Annotated in this window: 14 protein-coding genes; 4 read left to right on the top strand and 10 right to left on the bottom strand. The window is 63.8% G+C overall.

Annotated elements, in window-relative coordinates:
• The first annotated feature begins 62 nt into the window (after nt 1-62).
• From AC27VQ_RS01440 to AC27VQ_RS01430, 3 genes are read left to right on the top strand one after another with little or no spacing between them, the layout of a single operon-like run.
• Entirely contained in the window at nt 63-1,436 is a 1,374-nt protein-coding gene (locus AC27VQ_RS01440; protein ID WP_488714902.1) for a transaminase, read from the top strand.
• Nucleotides 1,433-2,821, top strand: a complete 1,389-nt coding sequence (locus AC27VQ_RS01435; RefSeq protein WP_488714901.1) for a glutamine synthetase family protein — start codon at nt 1,433-1,435, stop codon at nt 2,819-2,821. The genes AC27VQ_RS01440 and AC27VQ_RS01435 overlap by 4 nt, the downstream gene beginning before the upstream one ends.
• Before the next feature lie 2 nt (nt 2,822-2,823).
• A complete protein-coding gene (locus AC27VQ_RS01430) occupies nt 2,824-3,858 on the top strand; it encodes a histone deacetylase family protein (protein ID WP_488714900.1) in 1,035 nt (344 codons plus the stop codon).
• A gap of 7 nt (nt 3,859-3,865) precedes the next feature.
• Here AC27VQ_RS01430 and AC27VQ_RS01425 read toward each other — a convergent pair whose 3' ends face one another.
• The 10 genes from AC27VQ_RS01425 to AC27VQ_RS01380 form a co-directional block, all read right to left on the bottom strand.
• The gene (locus tag AC27VQ_RS01425) at nt 3,866-5,014 is read right to left on the bottom strand and encodes an alpha-hydroxy acid oxidase (protein WP_313523874.1); all 1,149 of its coding nucleotides are present in this window, start codon (nt 5,012-5,014) and stop codon (nt 3,866-3,868) included.
• Nucleotides 5,015-5,234: 220 nt separating this feature from the next.
• Nucleotides 5,235-6,278 (bottom strand): class II fructose-bisphosphate aldolase, encoded by a 1,044-nt coding sequence (fba, locus tag AC27VQ_RS01420; protein ID WP_488714899.1) that lies wholly within the window; start codon nt 6,276-6,278, stop codon nt 5,235-5,237.
• Nucleotides 6,279-6,531: 253 nt separating this feature from the next.
• A complete protein-coding gene (locus tag AC27VQ_RS01415; protein WP_488714898.1) occupies nt 6,532-9,237 on the bottom strand; it encodes a DNA translocase FtsK in 2,706 nt (901 codons plus the stop codon).
• 107 nt (nt 9,238-9,344) lie between these two features.
• The gene (locus AC27VQ_RS01410) at nt 9,345-10,412 is read right to left on the bottom strand and encodes an ABC transporter ATP-binding protein (RefSeq protein ID WP_488714897.1); all 1,068 of its coding nucleotides are present in this window, start codon (nt 10,410-10,412) and stop codon (nt 9,345-9,347) included.
• 11 nt (nt 10,413-10,423) lie between these two features.
• Nucleotides 10,424-11,254, bottom strand: coding sequence for a carbohydrate ABC transporter permease (locus tag AC27VQ_RS01405; RefSeq protein ID WP_488714896.1), 831 nt, complete (start codon nt 11,252-11,254; stop codon nt 10,424-10,426).
• 4 nt (nt 11,255-11,258) lie between these two features.
• Complete coding sequence (locus AC27VQ_RS01400) at nt 11,259-12,182, bottom strand: carbohydrate ABC transporter permease (protein ID WP_421592284.1); 924 nt, start codon at nt 12,180-12,182, stop codon at nt 11,259-11,261.
• An 89-nt stretch (nt 12,183-12,271) separates the two neighbouring features.
• Entirely contained in the window at nt 12,272-13,531 is a 1,260-nt protein-coding gene (locus tag AC27VQ_RS01395; protein ID WP_421592285.1) for an ABC transporter substrate-binding protein, read from the bottom strand.
• 38 nt (nt 13,532-13,569) lie between these two features.
• Nucleotides 13,570-14,742: a PLP-dependent transferase gene (locus tag AC27VQ_RS01390; protein ID WP_488714895.1), complete on the bottom strand. Its 1,173-nt coding sequence runs from the start codon at nt 14,740-14,742 to the stop codon at nt 13,570-13,572.
• Nucleotides 14,739-15,461 (bottom strand): FadR/GntR family transcriptional regulator, encoded by a 723-nt coding sequence (locus AC27VQ_RS01385; protein WP_488714894.1) that lies wholly within the window; start codon nt 15,459-15,461, stop codon nt 14,739-14,741. Before AC27VQ_RS01385 ends, AC27VQ_RS01390 begins: the two co-directional genes overlap by 4 nt.
• 179 nt (nt 15,462-15,640) lie before the next feature.
• The gene (locus AC27VQ_RS01380) at nt 15,641-16,579 is read right to left on the bottom strand and encodes an ATP-grasp fold amidoligase family protein (RefSeq protein WP_488714893.1); all 939 of its coding nucleotides are present in this window, start codon (nt 16,577-16,579) and stop codon (nt 15,641-15,643) included.
• An 89-nt stretch (nt 16,580-16,668) separates the two neighbouring features.
• Here AC27VQ_RS01380 and AC27VQ_RS01375 point away from each other — a divergent pair, with 89 nt between their 5' ends.
• On the top strand, nt 16,669-18,177 hold the full coding sequence (locus AC27VQ_RS01375) for a lipopolysaccharide biosynthesis protein (RefSeq protein ID WP_488714892.1): 1,509 nt from the start codon (nt 16,669-16,671) through the stop codon (nt 18,175-18,177).
• Nucleotides 18,178-18,183: the final 6 nt, after the last annotated feature.

Raw genomic sequence — 18,183 nt, 5'->3', positions numbered from 1 at the left:
AGCTGACATCACATCAAACAATATGTGATCACATTTATCGAATGAACCAGCTGGAGATCGGGATGGAGAGGGCGAACCTGGAGGCGCGCGCCCGCGCGCTTGTCGAGGCGGAAGCTGAAGTTTTTCGCGCGAAGCGGCCGCGCTGTGAGGCGGCGCATGACGAGGCGACATCGGGCTTCTTCGACGGCGTGCCGCAGCATTGGATGCTCGACTGGCCCACCCCCTTCCCGCTCGTCGTCGATCAGGCAAGCGGCGTCGAGCTCGTGGATCTCGACGGCAACCGCATCGTCGATGTGTGCCTTGGCGATACCGGCGCCATGTTCGGCCATGGTCCTGCGCCGGTGCTGGAGGCGTTGAAGAACGCGGGCACGCGCGGCCTGACCACCATGCTGCCCTCCTCGGATGCCCAGATCGTCGGCCGCCTGCTGGTCGAGCGCTTCGGTCTGCCGCGCTGGCAGCTGGGGGCGACCGCGAGCGACGCCAATCGTTTCGCCATTCGCGTCGCCCGCGCCGTCACCGGCCGCGCCAAGCTGCTGGTCTTCGACGGCTGCTACCATGGCGCCGTGGACGACACGCTGGTCGATCTCGTCGACGGCAAGACCATTTCGCGCCGCAACCTGCTTGGCCAGGTGCGCGATCTCGGCGAACTCACCGTCTCCATTCCCTTCAATGACGAAGCCGCGCTGGAAAAGGCGCTTGCCGCACACGACATCGCCTGCGTGCTTGCCGAACCGGTCATGACCAATTGCGGCATGATCCCGCCCGCCCCCGGCTTCCACGATGCGCTGCGCCGCCTCACCCGCGCCGCCGGCACGCTGCTCCTGATCGACGAGACGCACACGATCTCCACCGGCCTTGGCGGCTATTCGATGGTGCATGGGCTGGAGCCCGACCTCGTCGTCATGGGCAAGCCGATCGGCGGTGGTGTGCCCGTCAGCGTCTGGGGCATGACCCAGGCGATTTCCGACAGGTTGCATGTCATCCGCCGCGAGCATAGCGGCCACGGCCATTCCGGCATCGGCACGACGCTCTCCGGCAGCGCGCTTCAGCTCGCTTGCCTGCGCGCCTGCCTTGAACATGTCATGACCGAAGACGCCTATCGCAAGATGCAGGCCAATGCCGACCGCATCGAGGCGGGCTTCAAGGCCGCGATTGCCGCTGCCGGCCTCGACTGGACCGTCTCGCGCGTCGGCGCGCGGCTGGAGGTCGTCTTCTCGCCCGTGCCGGTGACAAATGCAGCTGAAGCGCGTGCCGCAGCCTCCGATGTCATCGAGGCTGCCCTGCACCTTTCCATGCTCAACCTCGGCTATCTGCTGACGCCATTCCACAACATGGTGCTCGTCAGCCCTGCCCTTTCGGAGCAACAGGCCGACGGCCTCGTCGCTGCCTTCGCCACCGTCATCGGCCGCCTCGCGGAACGGAGGGCCGCCGCGTGAGCCGTGACCTCGCTAGCCGCCCGCCTGAGGCCGCCGACATTGCCGAAGCCGAGGCCTTCCTTGCCGCGCATCCAGAGATCACGTCTTTCGATCTCGTGCTGATCGATCTCAACGGCATCGCACGTGGAAAGATCATCCGGCGGCATGAACTGCTGCCGATCTTCCGCTCCGGCCGCCACCTGCCCGGCTCCATTCTCGGTCTCGACGTAACAGGCGAGGATGTCGAGGAAACCGGCCTCGTCTGGGCGGACGGCGATGCCGACCGCCGCGCCTGGCCGATACCGGGTTCGCTGGTTCCCCTGCCCTGGACGTCGCCATCGCGCGGCGAAGTCCGCCTCGCGCTCTTCGAGCTCGACGGCACGCCGATGGAGGCCGATCCGCGCCATGCGCTGGCACGCCGGGTGCAACTGCTGGAAGCCGAGGGTTTCCACCCGGTCCTCGCCTATGAGCTGGAATTCTACCTGCTGGATCGTGAGCGAACTGCCGATGGCAACTTCCAGCCGCTCCGCCTGCCGCTGTCGGGCGAGCGGCCGGATGGCATCCAGGTCTATGGCGTCACCGAACTCGACCGGCTGGAACCCTTCATCGACGCGGTCTATCGCGGCGCGGAAGCGCAGGGCCTGCCCGTCGAGACGATGATCTCGGAATATGCCCAGGGCCAGTTCGAACTGACGCTGCGCCACGGCAGTGCGCTGCGCGCCGCTGACGATCTCGCCATGCTGAAGCGTCTTATCCGGGCGCTTGCAGTGCGCCACGGAATGATGGCCTGCTTCATGGCCAAGCCCTTTGCCGGACGCGCCGGCTCCGGCATGCATGTCCATGCGAGCCTTGCCGATGCCGACGGCAACAATCTCTTCGCAGACCAAGGCGAGACGCTGTCGCCCCTGCTGAAACACGCCGTCGCCGGCCTGCTCGAAACGATGCACGAATCCATGCTCGTCTTCGCGCCCCACTTCAATTCCTGGCGCCGCTTCTCCGCGCAGAGCTACGCGCCGACCACGCCGACCTGGGGCACCAACAACCGCAGCGTCGCCGTGCGCATCCCCGCCGGCTCGCCTGCCGGCCGCCATCTCGAACAGCGCGCCGCCGGCATCGATTCCAACCCCTATCTCGTCGGCGCGACCGTGCTGGCCGGCATGCGCAAGGGGCTTCTTGCCAAGGCCGATCCCGGCCCGGAAACCACGGCCTATGCCGAAGCCTCGGGCGACGAACTGCCGCCGGACTGGCGCGGTGCCATCGATACGGCAACCCGCTCCGCTTTCCTCAAGGAGGCGCTCGGCGAGAAGTTGCATCACGTCTTCCTCGCCCTCAAGCGTGCCGAATACCGCCGCTTCGCCAGCGAAGTGACCGCGCTGGAACGCGCGCTCTACGGCGAGATCGTCTGACCATGAAAACCTTCTACACCGCCGATCACCACCTGCATCACAGCGGCATGGAGCTCTCCTTCGGCCGCATCGTCGAAACCTTCGAAAAGCCGGTGCGCGCCGAAATCGTGCTGAAACGCGTGCAGGATGTCGGCCTCGGCCCCGTGCTGGAGCCGGCGCCTTACGACCGCGCCGCTATCGAGCGCATCCACACGCCGGACTACCTGGACTTCCTGGAAAACGTCTTCGCCGAATGGCGCGCCGCCGGACGCGACGGCGAAGTGTGGCCCTACAGCTGGCGCCATCGCTCCATGCCGATGATCGATACCCCACCCTCCGGCCTCGACGCGCGCCTGTCCTACTATTCCTTCGACATGGCCGGCTCGATCACCGAGACGACGTGGCAGGCCGCCAAGCGCGCTGCAGATACCGCCCTTGCCGGGGCCGATACGGTGCTTTCAGGCGAACGCGCCGCGTTCTCGCTCTGCCGTCCGCCGGGCCATCACGCGGGCCGCGATTTCTTCGGCGGCTATTGCTACCTGAACAATGCCGCCATCGCCGCCCAGCGCTTCCTCGATAACGGCCACGACCGCGTCGCGATCTTCGACGTCGACTACCACCACGGCAATGGCACACAGGAGATCTTCTACGACCGCGACGACGTGCTCTTGGCGAGCTTGCACGGCGATCCGGATTTCGAGTTTCCCTTCCATCTCGGCTATGCCCGCGAACGCGGCGCCGGCAAGGGCGAAGGCTATAACCTCAACTACCCCCTGCCATCAGGCACGCCCTGGAGCGAATGGGAGGCCGCCTTCGAGGATGCGCATGAAAAGATCCGCGCCTACGCCCCGACCGCCCTCGTCATCTCGCTCGGCGTCGATACGTTCAAGGACGACCCGATCTCCCAGTTCAAACTGGAGAGTGAGCACTTCCTGACGATCGGCCGCCGCATCGCCGATTTCGGCCTGCCGACGCTCTTCGTGATGGAAGGCGGCTACGCCGTCGACGCACTGGGCGTCAACGCGGTGAATGTGCTGCAGGGGTTTGAGGGCGCCTGAGGCGCTCTCAAACGTCCTTGAGCAGATTGTTGCGTGACAGGTTCTTCACGTCGCGCTCGCCGCAGAGCGCCATCGTGACGTCGAGTTCCTTGCGGATGATCTCCAGCGTGCGGCGCACGCCCGCCTTGCCGCCGGCGCCGAGGCCGTAGAGGAAGGGACGGCCGATATAGGTGCCCTTGGCGCCGTAGCACAGTGCCTTCAGCACGTCCTGGCCGGAGCGGATGCCACCATCGAGATGGACTTCCATCTGGTCGCCGACGGCATCGACGATGCGCGGCAGCATGCTGATCGAGGAGGCGGCACCGTCGAGCTGGCGGCCGCCATGGTTGGAGACGATGATCGCGTCCGCGCCGCTGCCGAGCGACATGCGTGCGTCCTCTTCGTCGAGGATGCCCTTGAGGATCAGCTTGCCGCCCCAGCGCTCACGGATCCACTCGATATCCTTCCAGGAGAGCTGCGGATCGAACTGTTCCGAGGTCCAGGAGGAGAGCGATGAAAGGTCGCCGACCCCCTTGGCGTGGCCGACGATGTTGCCGAAGGTGCGGCGCTTGGTGCCGAGCATGTCGAGGCACCAGAAGGGCCGCGTCGCCATCTGCCAGAGATGTTTCGGCGTGAAGCGCGGCGGAGCGGACAGGCCGTTGCGCAGGTCCTTGTGGCGCTGACCGAGGATTTGCAGGTCGAGCGTCAGCACCAGAGCGGAGCAGCCGGCAGCCTTGGCGCGATCGATGAGGTTCAGCACGAAATCCCGGTCCTGCATCACATAGAGCTGGAACCAGAACGGCTTTGATGTAACCGAGCGTACATCCTCAATCGAGCAGATGCTCATCGTCGAGAGCGTGAAGGGCACGCCGAACTCCTCGGCCGCCTGGGCGGCCAGCATTTCACCATCGGCATGCTGCATGCCGGTGAAGCCGGTCGGGGCAATGGCGACGGGCATGGAGACGTTCTCGCCGATCATCTCGCTGGCGAGCGACCGGTTGGTCATGTCGACGAGCACGCGCTGACGCAGCTTGATCTTGTGGAAGTCCTCTTCGTTGGCGCGGTAGGTCCCCTCGGTCCAGGCGCCTGAATCCGCGTATTCGAAGAACATCTTTGGCACACGACGACGTGCTTGTTCCTTGAGGTCTGCGATCGTCAGGGCCTGCTCTACGCTCATCTCGTCCTCACACGTCGGGCCGCGGCCACGACATTCCGTCCATCGGGATGGTCAATCTTTAAGAGCAGGATGGAGACGCGGCAAGGGCTCGCGGGCACAATCGAATGTAAATGAACTATTTATCAATAAAATACTCCACTCGGAGCGAAACGAACCATATGGAAACAAAAACGCCCTCCCGGCAGAACCGGAAGGGCGCGGAACGATCCTGCGATCGCGCTTACTTGGTGGCGTAGAACTTCGCCATGTCGGGCAGACGCTTGGTGCGGATGCTGGAGGCCTTGCCGGCGGTGCGGAAGGCCTCGAAACGTTCGCGGCAGACTTCCTGCATGCGGGCGGTCGCCGGCTTCAGGTAGGTGCGCGGGTCGAAATTGTCCGGCTTCTCCTTGAAGTTCTTGCGGATAGTACCGGTCATGGCGAGACGCAGGTCGGTATCGATATTGACCTTGCGCACGCCGAGCGGGATCGCCTTCTGGATTTCGGCGACCGGAACGCCCCAGGTCTGCTTCATCTCGCCGCCATAGGCGGTGAAAAGATCCTGCAGGTCCTGCGGAACCGACGACGAACCATGCATGACGAGGTGGGTGTTCGGCAGCTTGGCGTGGATCTTGGCGATCGTCTCGATCGACAGGATGTCGCCATCGGGGGCGCGGGTGAACTTGTAGGCGCCGTGGCTGGTGCCGATGGCGACGGCAAGTGCATCGACCCCGGTCTTGGAGACGAAGTCGAGCGCCTGGTCCGGGTCGGTCAGCAGTTCGTCGCGCGTCAGCTTGCCTTCGAAGCCGTGGCCGTCCTCCTTTTCGCCGGCGCCCGTTTCCAGGTTGCCGAGACAGCCAAGTTCACCTTCAACCGAAACGCCCGCCGCATGCGCGATCTTCACGACTTCCGCCGTGACGTCGACATTGTATTCGTAGCTGGCGATCGACTTGCCGTCTGCGAGCAGCGAGCCGTCCATCATGACGGAGGTGAAGCCGTTGGTGATGGCCGAGATGCAGGTGGACGGCTGGTCGCCGTGGTCGAGATGCAGGCAGACCGGGATGTGCGGATATTCTTCGGCCGCACCCAGGATGAGGTGACGCAGGAACGCATCGCCCGCATAGGAGCGCGCACCGCGGCTTGCCTGCAGGATCACCGGGGAGTCCGTCGCATCCGCAGCGCGCATGACCGCCTGGACATATTCCAGGTTGTTTACGTTGAATGCCGGCAGTGCGTAGTCGTTTTCCGCTGCGTGGTCGAGCAATTGCCGCATGGTGATCAATGCCATTCCTGTCCTCCTTTAGGATGCTGATTTCACGGGTGGCGGCACTATTCACAGAACGCTCCGCCATATGCAACAGGCCTGAAAGACCGGATTGTAAGCCAAATCGATTAAATGGCGCAGCGGAAATAAATTTCTCGTGGACAGGGTAAAAATCCGGCCCGTTCACACAGGCCGGATTTCAAAAATACATTCCGATTCAGATAAATAGGACAAATCTTATCGCCGCCGTAAAACCATCAACGGCCGGACGAAAGACTTATTCCGCGTCGTCGGCTTCCGGCGGCTGGAAACTGCCCCGCTCGCCCGAGATGATCTCGCGCTTGCCGACATGGTTGGCCGGGCCGACGAGACCTTCCTTCTCCATGCGCTCGACCAGGGACGCGGCCCGGTTGTAGCCAACGGCGAGACGGCGCTGGATATAGGAGGTCGAGCACTTGCGATCACGCAACACGACCTTGACGGCCTTCTCGTAGAGATCGTCGCCGTCTTCGGCCGCGATATCGCCCTTGTCGAACACGGCACCGCCGGCCGCCGGCTTTTCGTCTTCCTCTTCCTCCTCGTCGGCCGTCACCGTCTCCAGATATTCCGGACGGCCCTGGGCCTTGAGGTGCAGCACGACCTTCTCGACTTCCTCGTCGGAAACGAAGGGACCATGGACGCGCGAAATGCGCCCGCCGCCGGCCATATGCAGCATGTCGCCCTGGCCGAGCAGCTGTTCGGCACCCTGCTCACCGAGGATAGTGCGGCTGTCGATCTTCGACGTCACCTGGAAGGAGATACGGGTGGGGAAGTTCGCCTTGATCGTGCCGGTGATGACGTCGACGGACGGACGCTGCGTCGCCATGATCAGGTGGATACCGGCCGCACGGGCCATCTGGGCGAGACGCTGGATCGCGCCTTCGATCTCCTTGCCGGCGACCATCATCAGGTCGGCCATCTCGTCGACGATGACGACGATGTAAGGCATCGGCTCGAGCGAGAGTTCCTGCTCCTCGTTGATCGCCTCGCCGGTTCCCTTGTCGAAACCGGTCTGCACGCTGATCGAGATCGTCTCGCCCTTGTCGCGGGCGGCGGCAACACGCGTGTTGTAGCCGTCGATATTGCGCACGCCGAGGCGTGACATCTTGCGGTAACGGTCTTCCATCTCGCGCACCGCCCATTTCAGCGCCATGACGGCCTTCTTCGGGTCGGTGACGACGGGGGTCAGAAGGTGCGGGATGCCGTCATAGATCGACAGCTCCAGCATCTTGGGATCGACCATGATCAGGCGGCACTCTTCCGGACGGAAGCGATAGAGCAGCGAGAGGATCATCGTGTTGATGGCGACGGACTTGCCCGAACCGGTGGTGCCGGCGACGAGCAGGTGCGGCATCTTGGCGAGTTCCGCGATGACGGGTTCGCCACCGATGGTCTTGCCCAGGCACAGCGGCAGCTTGAAGCCGGTGCGTGCGAAATCCTGGCTCTCGATCATCTCGCGGAAATAGACCGTCTCGCGTGTCTGGTTCGGCAGTTCGATGCCGATGACGTTGCGGCCGGGCACGACCGCCACGCGGGCCGAAAGCGCCGACATGGAGCGGGCGATATCGTCGGCAAGGCCGATGACGCGGGAGGATTTCACACCCGGTGCGGGCTCGAATTCATAGAGCGTGACGACCGGCCCCGGACGGACATGGATGATCTCGCCGCGGACGCCGAAATCTTCCAGAACGCTTTCGAGCAGGCCGGCATTCTGTTCCAGCTGCTCCTGCGTCAGCACGAAGCCGACGGTGCGCGGCGGTTCCTGCAGGAGGTCGCGCGGCGGGTACTCATAGGTATCGCCGGCCGGCGTCGCCATGGTGACCTGGAACGGCTTGGCGCGGGAGAGCACCGAGGACGGCATTTCGCGGGCGGGCTCGGCAATCGTAACCGGGGAAACGGCAACAGCGGGCGCCGGCTTGAATTCGAAAACCGGCAGGACGACTTCGGCGACCGGTTCGACGACGGGCGTCGGGACAGTTGCGACCGGCTCGACCTTCGCCTCCGGCACGATGACGGCAGGCTCGGCGATGATGGTGCGGGCCGTTGTCGGGCGGCATTCGACGACGCGGAAGAGCGATGCGATGGAGGACGGCTCTGCGCGCGCCTCGGCGACCGGCATGGGCGCGGGCGGGACGACGACCGGCGCCGGCGTCGGCAGCGGCATGCGCACGACGGTGGCAACCACGGCCGGGTTTACCCGGACTTCGGCAGCATCCTCATCGGGAACAAACGTTTCCCAGAAGGCATGGTCCGAGAGATGGGCAAAGCGGGCGATGGCAGCGCGTGCATCCGCCTTCACAAAGGGCTTTGCCGCGGCAATGTCGGGCGCGGCCATGCGCGGGACAATGGGCGCGCTCGGCTTGAACACCACGGCGGCCTCGGCGGGCGTGCCGGTCGTGCCGGCATCGACCACGGCCTGAACGAGCGGCGGGGCGGGTTCGGTCGGTGCGGGGGCAGCGGCAGCGGCTTCCGCCTGCTGCTCTTCGAAGCGGCGGCGGCGGTCCTCAAGAGCCTCGCGCAGGCGCTGAAGCAGTTCTGCCTGGCTGAGCTGCGGCGTCAGGATGGGCTGGGCGGCCTGAACCGGCTGCTCGACCGTTTCAGTGGCCGGCTGGACCTGCTGGGCCTCTTCGGCAGCGGCTTCCTCGATCTTCGCCGCGACCTTGTCGGGCGTGCGGGTAAAACGCACGTTCGGGGCCATGTAGAAATGGCTCTCCCAGCTGCCATCAGAAAACTGGCCGGGATCGTAGCTGCGCAGCGCCGGCGAGCGGAACCGCGGATGATAGGCTTCATCGTTCGCCACCGGCTCATTTGCGGCGTGCCAATCCTCTATTTCCGGTGCCATCTCCGGCAAGGCGTTGTTTTCATAGGAAGAGTACGCCGATTGCTCGTCGTTCTGCTCTTCGGATTCGAGGACGGGATAGAAGTTTGTTCTGGAAATACGCATGAACCTGCACACTCGACGATCATTGCCGATAGGGATGCGTAGATGGTTAGGAAATGAAGGTTAACAATGTCTTTGGAACGGACGGAAATCGTGTTGCCGATCCCGTTTCATTCCACCCGTCTGCCCTCGCTGTCGAAGAGATGAAGCCTGTCCTGCGGCAGGTCGACGCGCACGACAGGGCCGGGATTCAGCATCCGTCTGTCCTGCGAAAAAATTTTCATCGGAATGCCTTGGATCGTCACATGCATGATGATGCCGAAGCCCGTCGGCTCGATGAGGTCGACCCCGGCCTCCAGCGCACCGTTGTCGGCGAGAATCACATGTTCAGGACGGATGCCGAGCGTCGCCGCAGACCCTGATTCGAGACCTGCACGCTTGCGGATGGGAAGCGTCGTGCCGTTCGGGAGTCTCAGATCGGCATGGTCGCCCGAGACGAGATAGCGCCCCTCGAAGAAGTTCATGCCGGGGGAACCGATGAAGCCCGCGACGAAAAGGTTCGCCGGACGGTCGTAGAGGTCGAGCGGCGAGCCGACCTGCTGGACGATGCCGCCATGCATGGCGACGATCCGGTCCGCCAACGTCATCGCCTCGATCTGGTCGTGCGTGACGTAGATGGAGGTCGCGCGAAGATCGCCATGCAGCTTCTTGATTTCGGCGCGCATCTGCTCGCGCAGGCGGGCATCGAGGTTGGACAGCGGCTCGTCGAAGAGGAAGGCCTTCGGCTGGCGCACGATGGCGCGGCCCATGGCGACACGCTGGCGCTGGCCGCCGGAAAGCGCCTTCGGGCGACGTTCCAGGAGCGGTTCCAGGCCGAGCTTGGCGGCCGCCCCGCCGACGGCGCTGGCGATCTTCTCCTTGGTGGAGCGGCGCAGGCGCAGGCTGTAGCTCATATTGTCGGCGACGCTCATATGCGGATAGAGCGCGTAGGACTGAAACACCATGGCGATATCGCGGTCTTTTGGCGCGAGATCGTTGACGCGTTTGCCGTCGATGCGGATGTCGCCGGACGTGACGTCCTCCAGCCCTGCGATCATGCGCAGCAGCGTGGACTTGCCGCAACCGGAGGGACCGACCAGCACGATAAACTCGCCGTCGCGGATGGTGAGATCGACGCCGTGCAGGACGGGGAAGGCGCCGAAGCTTTTGCGGATGCCTTGGATATCGATGGAAGCCATGGGAAGCCCTTTCAGCCTTTGACCGCGCCGGCCGTCAGGCCCTGCACGAGATAGCGCTGGATGAGGAGGAAGAAGAGGCAGGCCGGGATGAGCGCGAGCACGCCCGCTGCCATCATCTGCCCGAAATCGACCGAGAATTTCGAAACGAAGGTGAGGAGGCCGACCGGGAAGGTGGCCGCGTCGTTGCCGGAGATCAGCATCAGCGCGAAGAGCAGTTCGCTCCAGGCGGCAGTGAAGACGAAGCCGAGGGTCGCGGCGATGCCGGGCAGCGTCAGCGGCAGGATGATCTGGCGGAAGGCGACGAACTGCGTCGCCCCATCGATCATCGCCGCCTCCTCCAGATCCTTCGGAATGCCGTCGAAGAAGGACTGCATGAGGAAGGTGGCGAAGGGCACGTTAAAGGCGGTGTAGACGAGGACGAGGCCGGTGAGGCTGTTCGTCAAGCCGAGCGGCGAGAGCATCTTGAAGATCGGCGCGACCAGCATGACCAGCGGAAACATCTGCGTGATCAGCATCAGCGCGACGATCCAGTATTTTGCCCGGAACTGGAAGCGCGACAGCGCATAGCCGGCAAGCGAGGCGAGGATCGTCACCGTCACCGCCGTGGAGCCGGCGACGATGAGGCTGTTCTTGAAGAAGGTCGGGAAGGCGCTGTGCGCGATGACGAAGGCATAGTGCTCGAACGTCGTGCGCGACGGCCACATCCGCACGCCCTCGCTGTAGAGCAGGTCGTTCGGCGTCACGGACACCTTCAGGAGCCAGAACAGCGGGAAGAGTGCGAAGACGATATAGGCGAGGATCGCCAGGCGATGCAGGATGGTGAGGACGGGTTTGCTTCTCATGGCATCACCCCTTGTTGAGCAGCGTCTGCCGCAGCAGCACGATCAGCAGCGAATAGACGAGCAGGAGCACGAGCAACACGAGGGCGATCGCCGAGGCATAGCCGAAATCGAGCCGCTTGAAGGCCTGCGTGAAGATGTAGCTCGCGACGATCTGGGTGCGGTCCGCCGGCCCGCCATTGGTCATGACGATGATGAGGTCGGCGAAATTGGAAATCCAGACGGTGCGTAGCAGGATGGTGATGGCGATGGTCGGCGCCAGGAACGGTAGCGTGATCGACATAAAACGCTGCACCGGCCCTGCACCATCGATGCTCGCCGCCTCATAGAGGTCACGCGGGATCGCCTGAAGCGCAGCGAGCAACGTGATGGCGAAGAAGGGAATGCCCCACCAGACATTGGCGGCGATCGGTCCCCACATGGCAAGCTGCGGGTCGGACAGGATGTTATTCGGCGCATCGAGCAGGCCGAGCGCGTAAAGCCAGTGCGGCAGCGGGCCGATGACGGGATTGAACAGCCAGGCCCAGTTGAGGCCGGCGAGGAAGCTCGGCACCGCCCAGGGCAGGAAGACCAGCGCCTGCGCCAGACCGCGTCCGGCGAAGGGCTTGTCCAGGAGTAGTGCGAGGATGAGACCGAAGATGAACTGCAGGAAGACCGACGCGCCGGTCCACCAGAGCGTATTGCGCAACGCGCGGAAGAAGGCCTGATCCTGTCCGAGCGCGCGGAAATGATCCAGCCCGATGAAACCGCCCGAGAACGGGTTCAACAGCTGGATATCGCGAAAGGCATAGGAAATGCCGAGCGCCAGCGGCACCAGCATGATGCCGACGACAAGGATCAGCGCTGGCGCGCTATAGAGATACGGTTCCGACGCGTCGGCGATCCGCTTTCGAAGCGGCTTTGCGGCGTGCGAATGGGCGGCAAGGGTCATCGTCTCGCTTCCGTTAGGTGGCGGGGCGTTTCAAGAACGTGAATGTCTCCGGGCGGAGCCTCGTATCTCCGCCCGGAGGTTCCTCAGGCCTATTTCTTGGCGAGGAACTTCTGCTGTGCCTTGGTCAGGTAATCGGCCCACTGGTTGGCCAATTCCTCGGGGGTGATGTCGCCGAGAAGAGCCTCCTGCGAGGTCTTGATGACGAGCGAATCCTTGAAGAAGGCGAACTCTTCGAGATGCGTCGGCATGACGGTCGGCACGGCATCCTTGTCTTCAAGCTCGGCGAACCAGCCCTTGAACTGTTCGCTGGCATAGAAGGGGTCCTTCTCGGCGGACATATGGACCGGCAATGCGCCGGTGCGCTTGTTCCACTCGATATTGCCCTCCGGGCCTTCAAGCGTTTCGATCAGCTTCCAGGAAAGGTCCTTGTTGGCACTGGAGGCGAACATCGACCAGCCGGCGAAACCGATCGTCGGGAAGGTCTTGCCATCAGGCCCTTTCGGCATGGTCATGATGCCGTAGTCTTCCGCCTTCATGCGCTCGGCAATGGCGATGAGCGCATCCGGATCCTGATCGAGGAAGGCGCAGGTACCGGAATAGAAGCCGGCGACGATCTCGTTGAAGCCCCAGTTGACGCTGTCCTTCGGCGCATAACCGTTCTTGTAGAGGTCGATCACCCAGGTCAGGCCTTTCACCCAGCCTTCGCTGTTGAAGGTGGAGGTGCCGTCTTCGTTGAAGAACGTATTGGAGCCGGCCATGGAGGCGCCGAACATCACCCAGCCGTTCAGGCCGCCCGGACCGCCACGCAGGCAGTAGCCGTACTTGCCCGGAAGGGCCGAGACCTTCTTGGAGGCCTCCGCAAATTCGTCCATCGTCTTCGGCGGCTCGGAAACACCGGCCTCCGCAAGCAGCTTCTTGTTGTAGAACATGGCGCGCAGATAGAAGCCGTAGGGCAGCATGTAGGCCGTGTCCTTGATATCACGGCCGAGCTCCAGTGCACGCGGCGTCAGGCCGGCTGTGTACTCCCATTTGGCGAGATAAGGCTCGAGGCTTTCGAGCATGCCGTTATTGGCATAGAGCGACAGCCAGGTATCGGGCATTTCCACGACATCAGGCACTTCACCGGCCGAGACCATGGTAGCGAACTTCTGGAACGCCTCACCCCAGGGCAGCGAGATGATCTCGACCTTGGTGCCGGGGTTTGCTGCCTCGAATTTGCCAACGATGGATTTCAGCGTCTCGGTGCGCTCGGGGCTGGTGATCACCTCGACGAGCTTCAGCGTCGTGTCGGCCAGCGCACTCGTCGCCATCAAGGCGGTGAGCAGAGCTGCGGTCAAAAGTCTCTTCATGGTCGTTCCCTCTTTTCTCTTTGCTTTGGATTTTGACGTCAGGCTTCGGTCGCGGCTGTCATCGCCGCTTCCAGATCACTCCATAGGGCCTCAGTTCCCTCCAGGCCGATATGAAGACGCACGGACCGCGCGTGGATGCCGAAGGCATGCGCGGAATTGGGTTGGGCCTTCTGCTCCAGCACGACCTCGCCGGGCACGATCAGGCTCTCGTGCCCGCCCCAGGAGACGCCGAGCTTGAAAAGCTTGAGATGGTCGGAGAAGGCCCTGATATCGACGCCCTCGCGGAAGATGAAGGAGAACAGGCCGGAGGTGCCGGTCAGGCCCGGCGGCAGGCGGTTGGCGAGCGCGGGATGGCAGACCGTCTCGACGATATCGAGCGCCTGCAGCCGCTTGGCGATCTCCAGCCCCGCCGCCTCATGCGCCTTCATGCGGATTGGCAGGGTGCGCATGCCGCGGATCAACAGCCAGGCATCAAAGGGCGAGAGCTTGCCGCCGAGATAGGGATAGGCCTCCGAGCGGATGCGGCCGATCAGCTCCTTCGAACCGGTGACGATACCCGCGACCACGTCGCTGTGCCCGCCGAGATATTTCGACGCCGAATGCAGCGCGAGATCGACGCCGAGCGACAGCGGCTTCTGGAAGATCGGACTTGCCCAGCTGTTGTCGATGACGCTGATGGCGCCGTGCCGCTTGGCAATCGCGGCGAGCGCACCCACGTCATGCGCCTCCATCACCCAGCTCGTCGGGCTTTCGAGATAGAGCAGCTTGGCGCCGGGCATGGCCTTGTCCATGGCCTCCTCGTCGCGCCCGTCGACATAGGTCACCTCGATCTTCATGCGCTTCAGATGCGTGCCGAACAGGCGGAAGGCATCCGGATAACAATGGCGCACGGCGACGATGCGGTCGCCGGGCTCGACGAAGGAGAGCACTGTGGACGAGATCGCCGCCATGCCGCTGGCAAAGCCCAGCGCATCCTCGCCGCCTTCGAGCTTCGCCAGCATCTCCTCGAAGGCGCGCACCGTCGGGTTGAGGCCGCGCGTATAGATCGGGCGCACGATCTCGCCGCGATAGGCCGAGACCATCTCGTCATAGCTGCCGAAGGTGAAGAGCGACGTCTGCACGATCGGCGGCACCACGGACTCGAAGGCATTCGCCTCGTCATGGGCGACGATGAGCGAGGCAAGCTCGAACGGATCGGCTCCGTTGGTCATTTGGACATTTCCTTGATGTCTTCCTCGACGACTTCGAGGATTTTTAGAGTTTCGATGCGCGCGGTCTCGGGATCCTGCGCGGCAATCGCATTGAAGAGCGTGCGGTGGAACGGGAAGGAGCGGCGGGCGAAATCCTGCCGGTCGAAAGGCTCTTCCCAGAAGCGCTCGAAAGCGTCCCGCATCTGTTCGAGAAGCTGCTTGAACAACGGGTTGTGCGTGGCGTCGTAGATGGCTAGGTGGAAGGCCAGGTCCTCGGGGCCGGAGGTGCCCTTGGCGATATGCACGCGCTCCATCTCGTTGAGCTTTTCCTCGATGATGACGAGGTCCTCGGCCGTGCGGCGCCGCGCTGCCACCATGTTGGCCTCGCATTCGAGCCCACGGCGAACCTCCAGCGTCTGGAGGAGGATATCGCGCAGATGCGCCGCATCGAAGGAGAGCGGCATGTGCACGGTCGCCGTGGTGATCGGCTTCAGGAGGTAGGTGCCGCTGCCCTTGCGGCTTTCGATGACGCCGAGCGCCTGGAAATGGCGGATCGCCTCGCGGATCGTCGAGCGGCCGACCACCAGCGCCGCCATCAGCTCACGTTCGGCCGGCAACCGGTCACCCGCCTTGAGGCTGGCGCGGTCGATGTAGGAGGCCAATGCCTCCGTCACCTGCCGCGCACGGTCGATGGGCGGCAAAGGCGCGATCGTCGGCCTGCTGTTCGGTTCTGATGGCATGACGCCAATTTCCCTGTTGCGTGTCAGCTTCTCAAATTGGTCTGACATCTTAGCATTATGCGGCGAACTCCTCCTGTCAAGAGGTTAATCATCCGTAAGCAGATCGATCATCCATGAACGAACAAAGGGCCGATCCTTTCGGACCGGCCCTTGTTGAAATTCGCGGGGAAAGCGGGAGATCAGGCGACCTTCGGGATCTCGAAGCCGAGGGTCCATTTGTCGCCGAGCAGCCGATCGTATTCCGGCGGGTCGAACCGCTCGAAGCCGCCGCCCGGATAGAGCGTCAACTCGCCGAGCTTGATCCAGCCGTCGGCGGCATAGAGGTCGATCCGCAGGAAATCGAAGCCTTTGCCGATCGTCTGCGCGATGCGCATCATCTCGTCGAAGCGCGCCGGCTTCGGCACCTCGCCCGGATAGGGCGTCAGGTAATCGGGATCATGGAACGGCAGGCGCTGCCAATCCGGCGTGTAATGGCAGGCATAGCCCTTGCCGTCCACGCGCAGGTTCACCTCGACATGCGAGACGACGCCGTCGAAGGTGAAGAAACGGTAATCCCACGGTACGCCGCCATCGACCACCAGCATCGCCTCGATGAGGACCTGCGGCTTGACCTGGCTATAGGCCCATTCGCGATTGTAATGCGCATGATCGAGCGCAAGCCAGGCCGGCACCGGATTGTCTTCGAGCAGCCGGCCTATGTCCTCCTGCGTGTAGAGGAAGCGGCCCTGTGCGCTGGCATGGGTCGGCTTCACCACGGCCGGCAGCGGCACCGTCGACCAGTCCACCGTCGAAAGGTCCGTTCCGACCCAATAGGTCGGCGTGACATAGGCGGGGCCGAGCTTTTCCGCGACGAAAGGCTTTACGCCGGCCTTGTCGACCAGCGTGGCGTAGATCGGCTTGCGGTCATAGAGTTTGCGCGCCTGCACTTTCTCGCAAAAGGTCTTGGGGCGGTCGATGTCGGGCCACTCGCCCTTGATCGACCAGTATTTAAGCTTCAGATAAGATTTGTCCGGCAGCGGCGCGATGATGCGCCAGATCAGATGGCGGAACATCTCCTTGAGCGTCCGCTGCTGGTAGCCGGGAACAAGGAACGTTTCCTTGCGAACCGGGTTCTCCATGATCGTCCCCAAACACCTTTATTTTGTCATACCTCACCAATGACCGGCTTTATTTAATTCAAAGTTATCTTTTCGTGGGAAAAGGGCGGATGACCAGCGTTCTCGGCTCCTCCCTGCTCAACCTGGCAGCCACGCTCGTATCGCTGGTTGCGGGTTTCCTCGTCAGCGTCATCAATGCGCGCGTTCTCGGCCCCGCCGGCTCAGGCCTCGTCGCCTATGCCATGTGGGTCATCGTCTGCACGGCAGCCGTTACCGACCGCGGCTTTCCGCAGATGGTGCTGCGCTATGTCGCCGCCGCGCGCGACAGGGGCGAGGATGCCTGGGCGCCGATCGTGCGCCGTGCCTTTTCGGCCCTGCTGCCCTCCGTCGCCCTCGCCTTCGTCGTCATGCTGGCCTTCGGCATCTACCACAGGCTTTCGGGCGCACCCGCGCCCTGGATATGGATTGGCGCCAGCCTGCTCTTCCTGGCCTATGTGCTGGCCGCCTTTTCGGCGGCAGTTGCGCGTGGACGCGGGCATTTCGGCGAGGTCGCCGCGACCACCGCCGTCGGCAGCCTGTTCCAGGTACCGGTTGTCTTCGCCGGTGCCGTCTTCGTCGGCCCGGGCGGCGCGCTCATCGGCATGCTGACCCGCTATCTTCCGCAGGTCTTCAGTCTTTCCCACCATCTCGACCGCCGCACACCCTCCAATCCCGCCGCATTGACACCTGAAATGCACCGCTACCGGCGCAGCATGTGGACGACGGATGCGATCGACATCGTTCTTCTCACACGCATCGAATTCCTCATCGTGGGCTATTTCCTCGGCGATGCGGATGTCGGCTATTTCGCCGCCGCCGTCGTCTTCGCCGGACTGGTCGGCCAGCTGACGCTGCAGCTTTCGCCGGCCTTCCTCGTCGGCCTTGCCGCACGCACGGCGGGTGACGGCGCCGGCGCGCCGGATACACTCTATCGCAACAGCCTGCGGCTGACCGCGCTCTTCGTCATGCCGCTCGGTATCGGCGGCGCGGCTGTTATCGCCGAGCTCATTCCTATCGTCTTCGGCGAGGATTTCCGGCCGGCGACCAGTGCCGCCGTGCTGTTCATGCTCGCTTCCGTGCCGGCGGGCCTTGCCGTCGTACCCTGGGCCTATCTTGCGGCGCACGAGCAGGGCGGCCAGCTGTTGCGCGTGACGCTCGTCTCCGCAGCGCTTCTCTTCCTGCTGCTGGTCGTTGCCGTTCCCACCGGCGGCATTCTCGGCGCAGGTGCGGCGCGCATCCTCTCGGAAGGCCTGACGCTCGGACTTCTGCTGATGGCCGTCGGCGCCCATGGCGGCCCCACCGTTCCCTGGGGCGGCCTCGCCCGCATATCCGTTGCCGCATGCGCCTGCGGTGTCGTCGCCTTCGCGACGACGGTCGTCCTGCCGGGTCTCATCGGCCTCCCGGTCGCGGTGATGCTGGGCGCTCTCGTCTATGCCGGCGCGGCCCGGCTGCTCGGCCTGATCGCCGCCGAGGAGGCGGCGCGGATCGTCGGCATGGTCGAGGGAAGATTGCCGGGACGATTGCGCCCGCTTGCCCGGCGGCTCGTCGGGCTCATCGCCGCAGCGCCGATGTCCAGCTGATCGCTT

The organism is Shinella sp. 20P9.1.1, from assembly GCF_057798995.1.
Note: the sequence above shows the minus strand (reverse complement) of the source record. Positions and strands in the feature narration are given on the sequence as shown.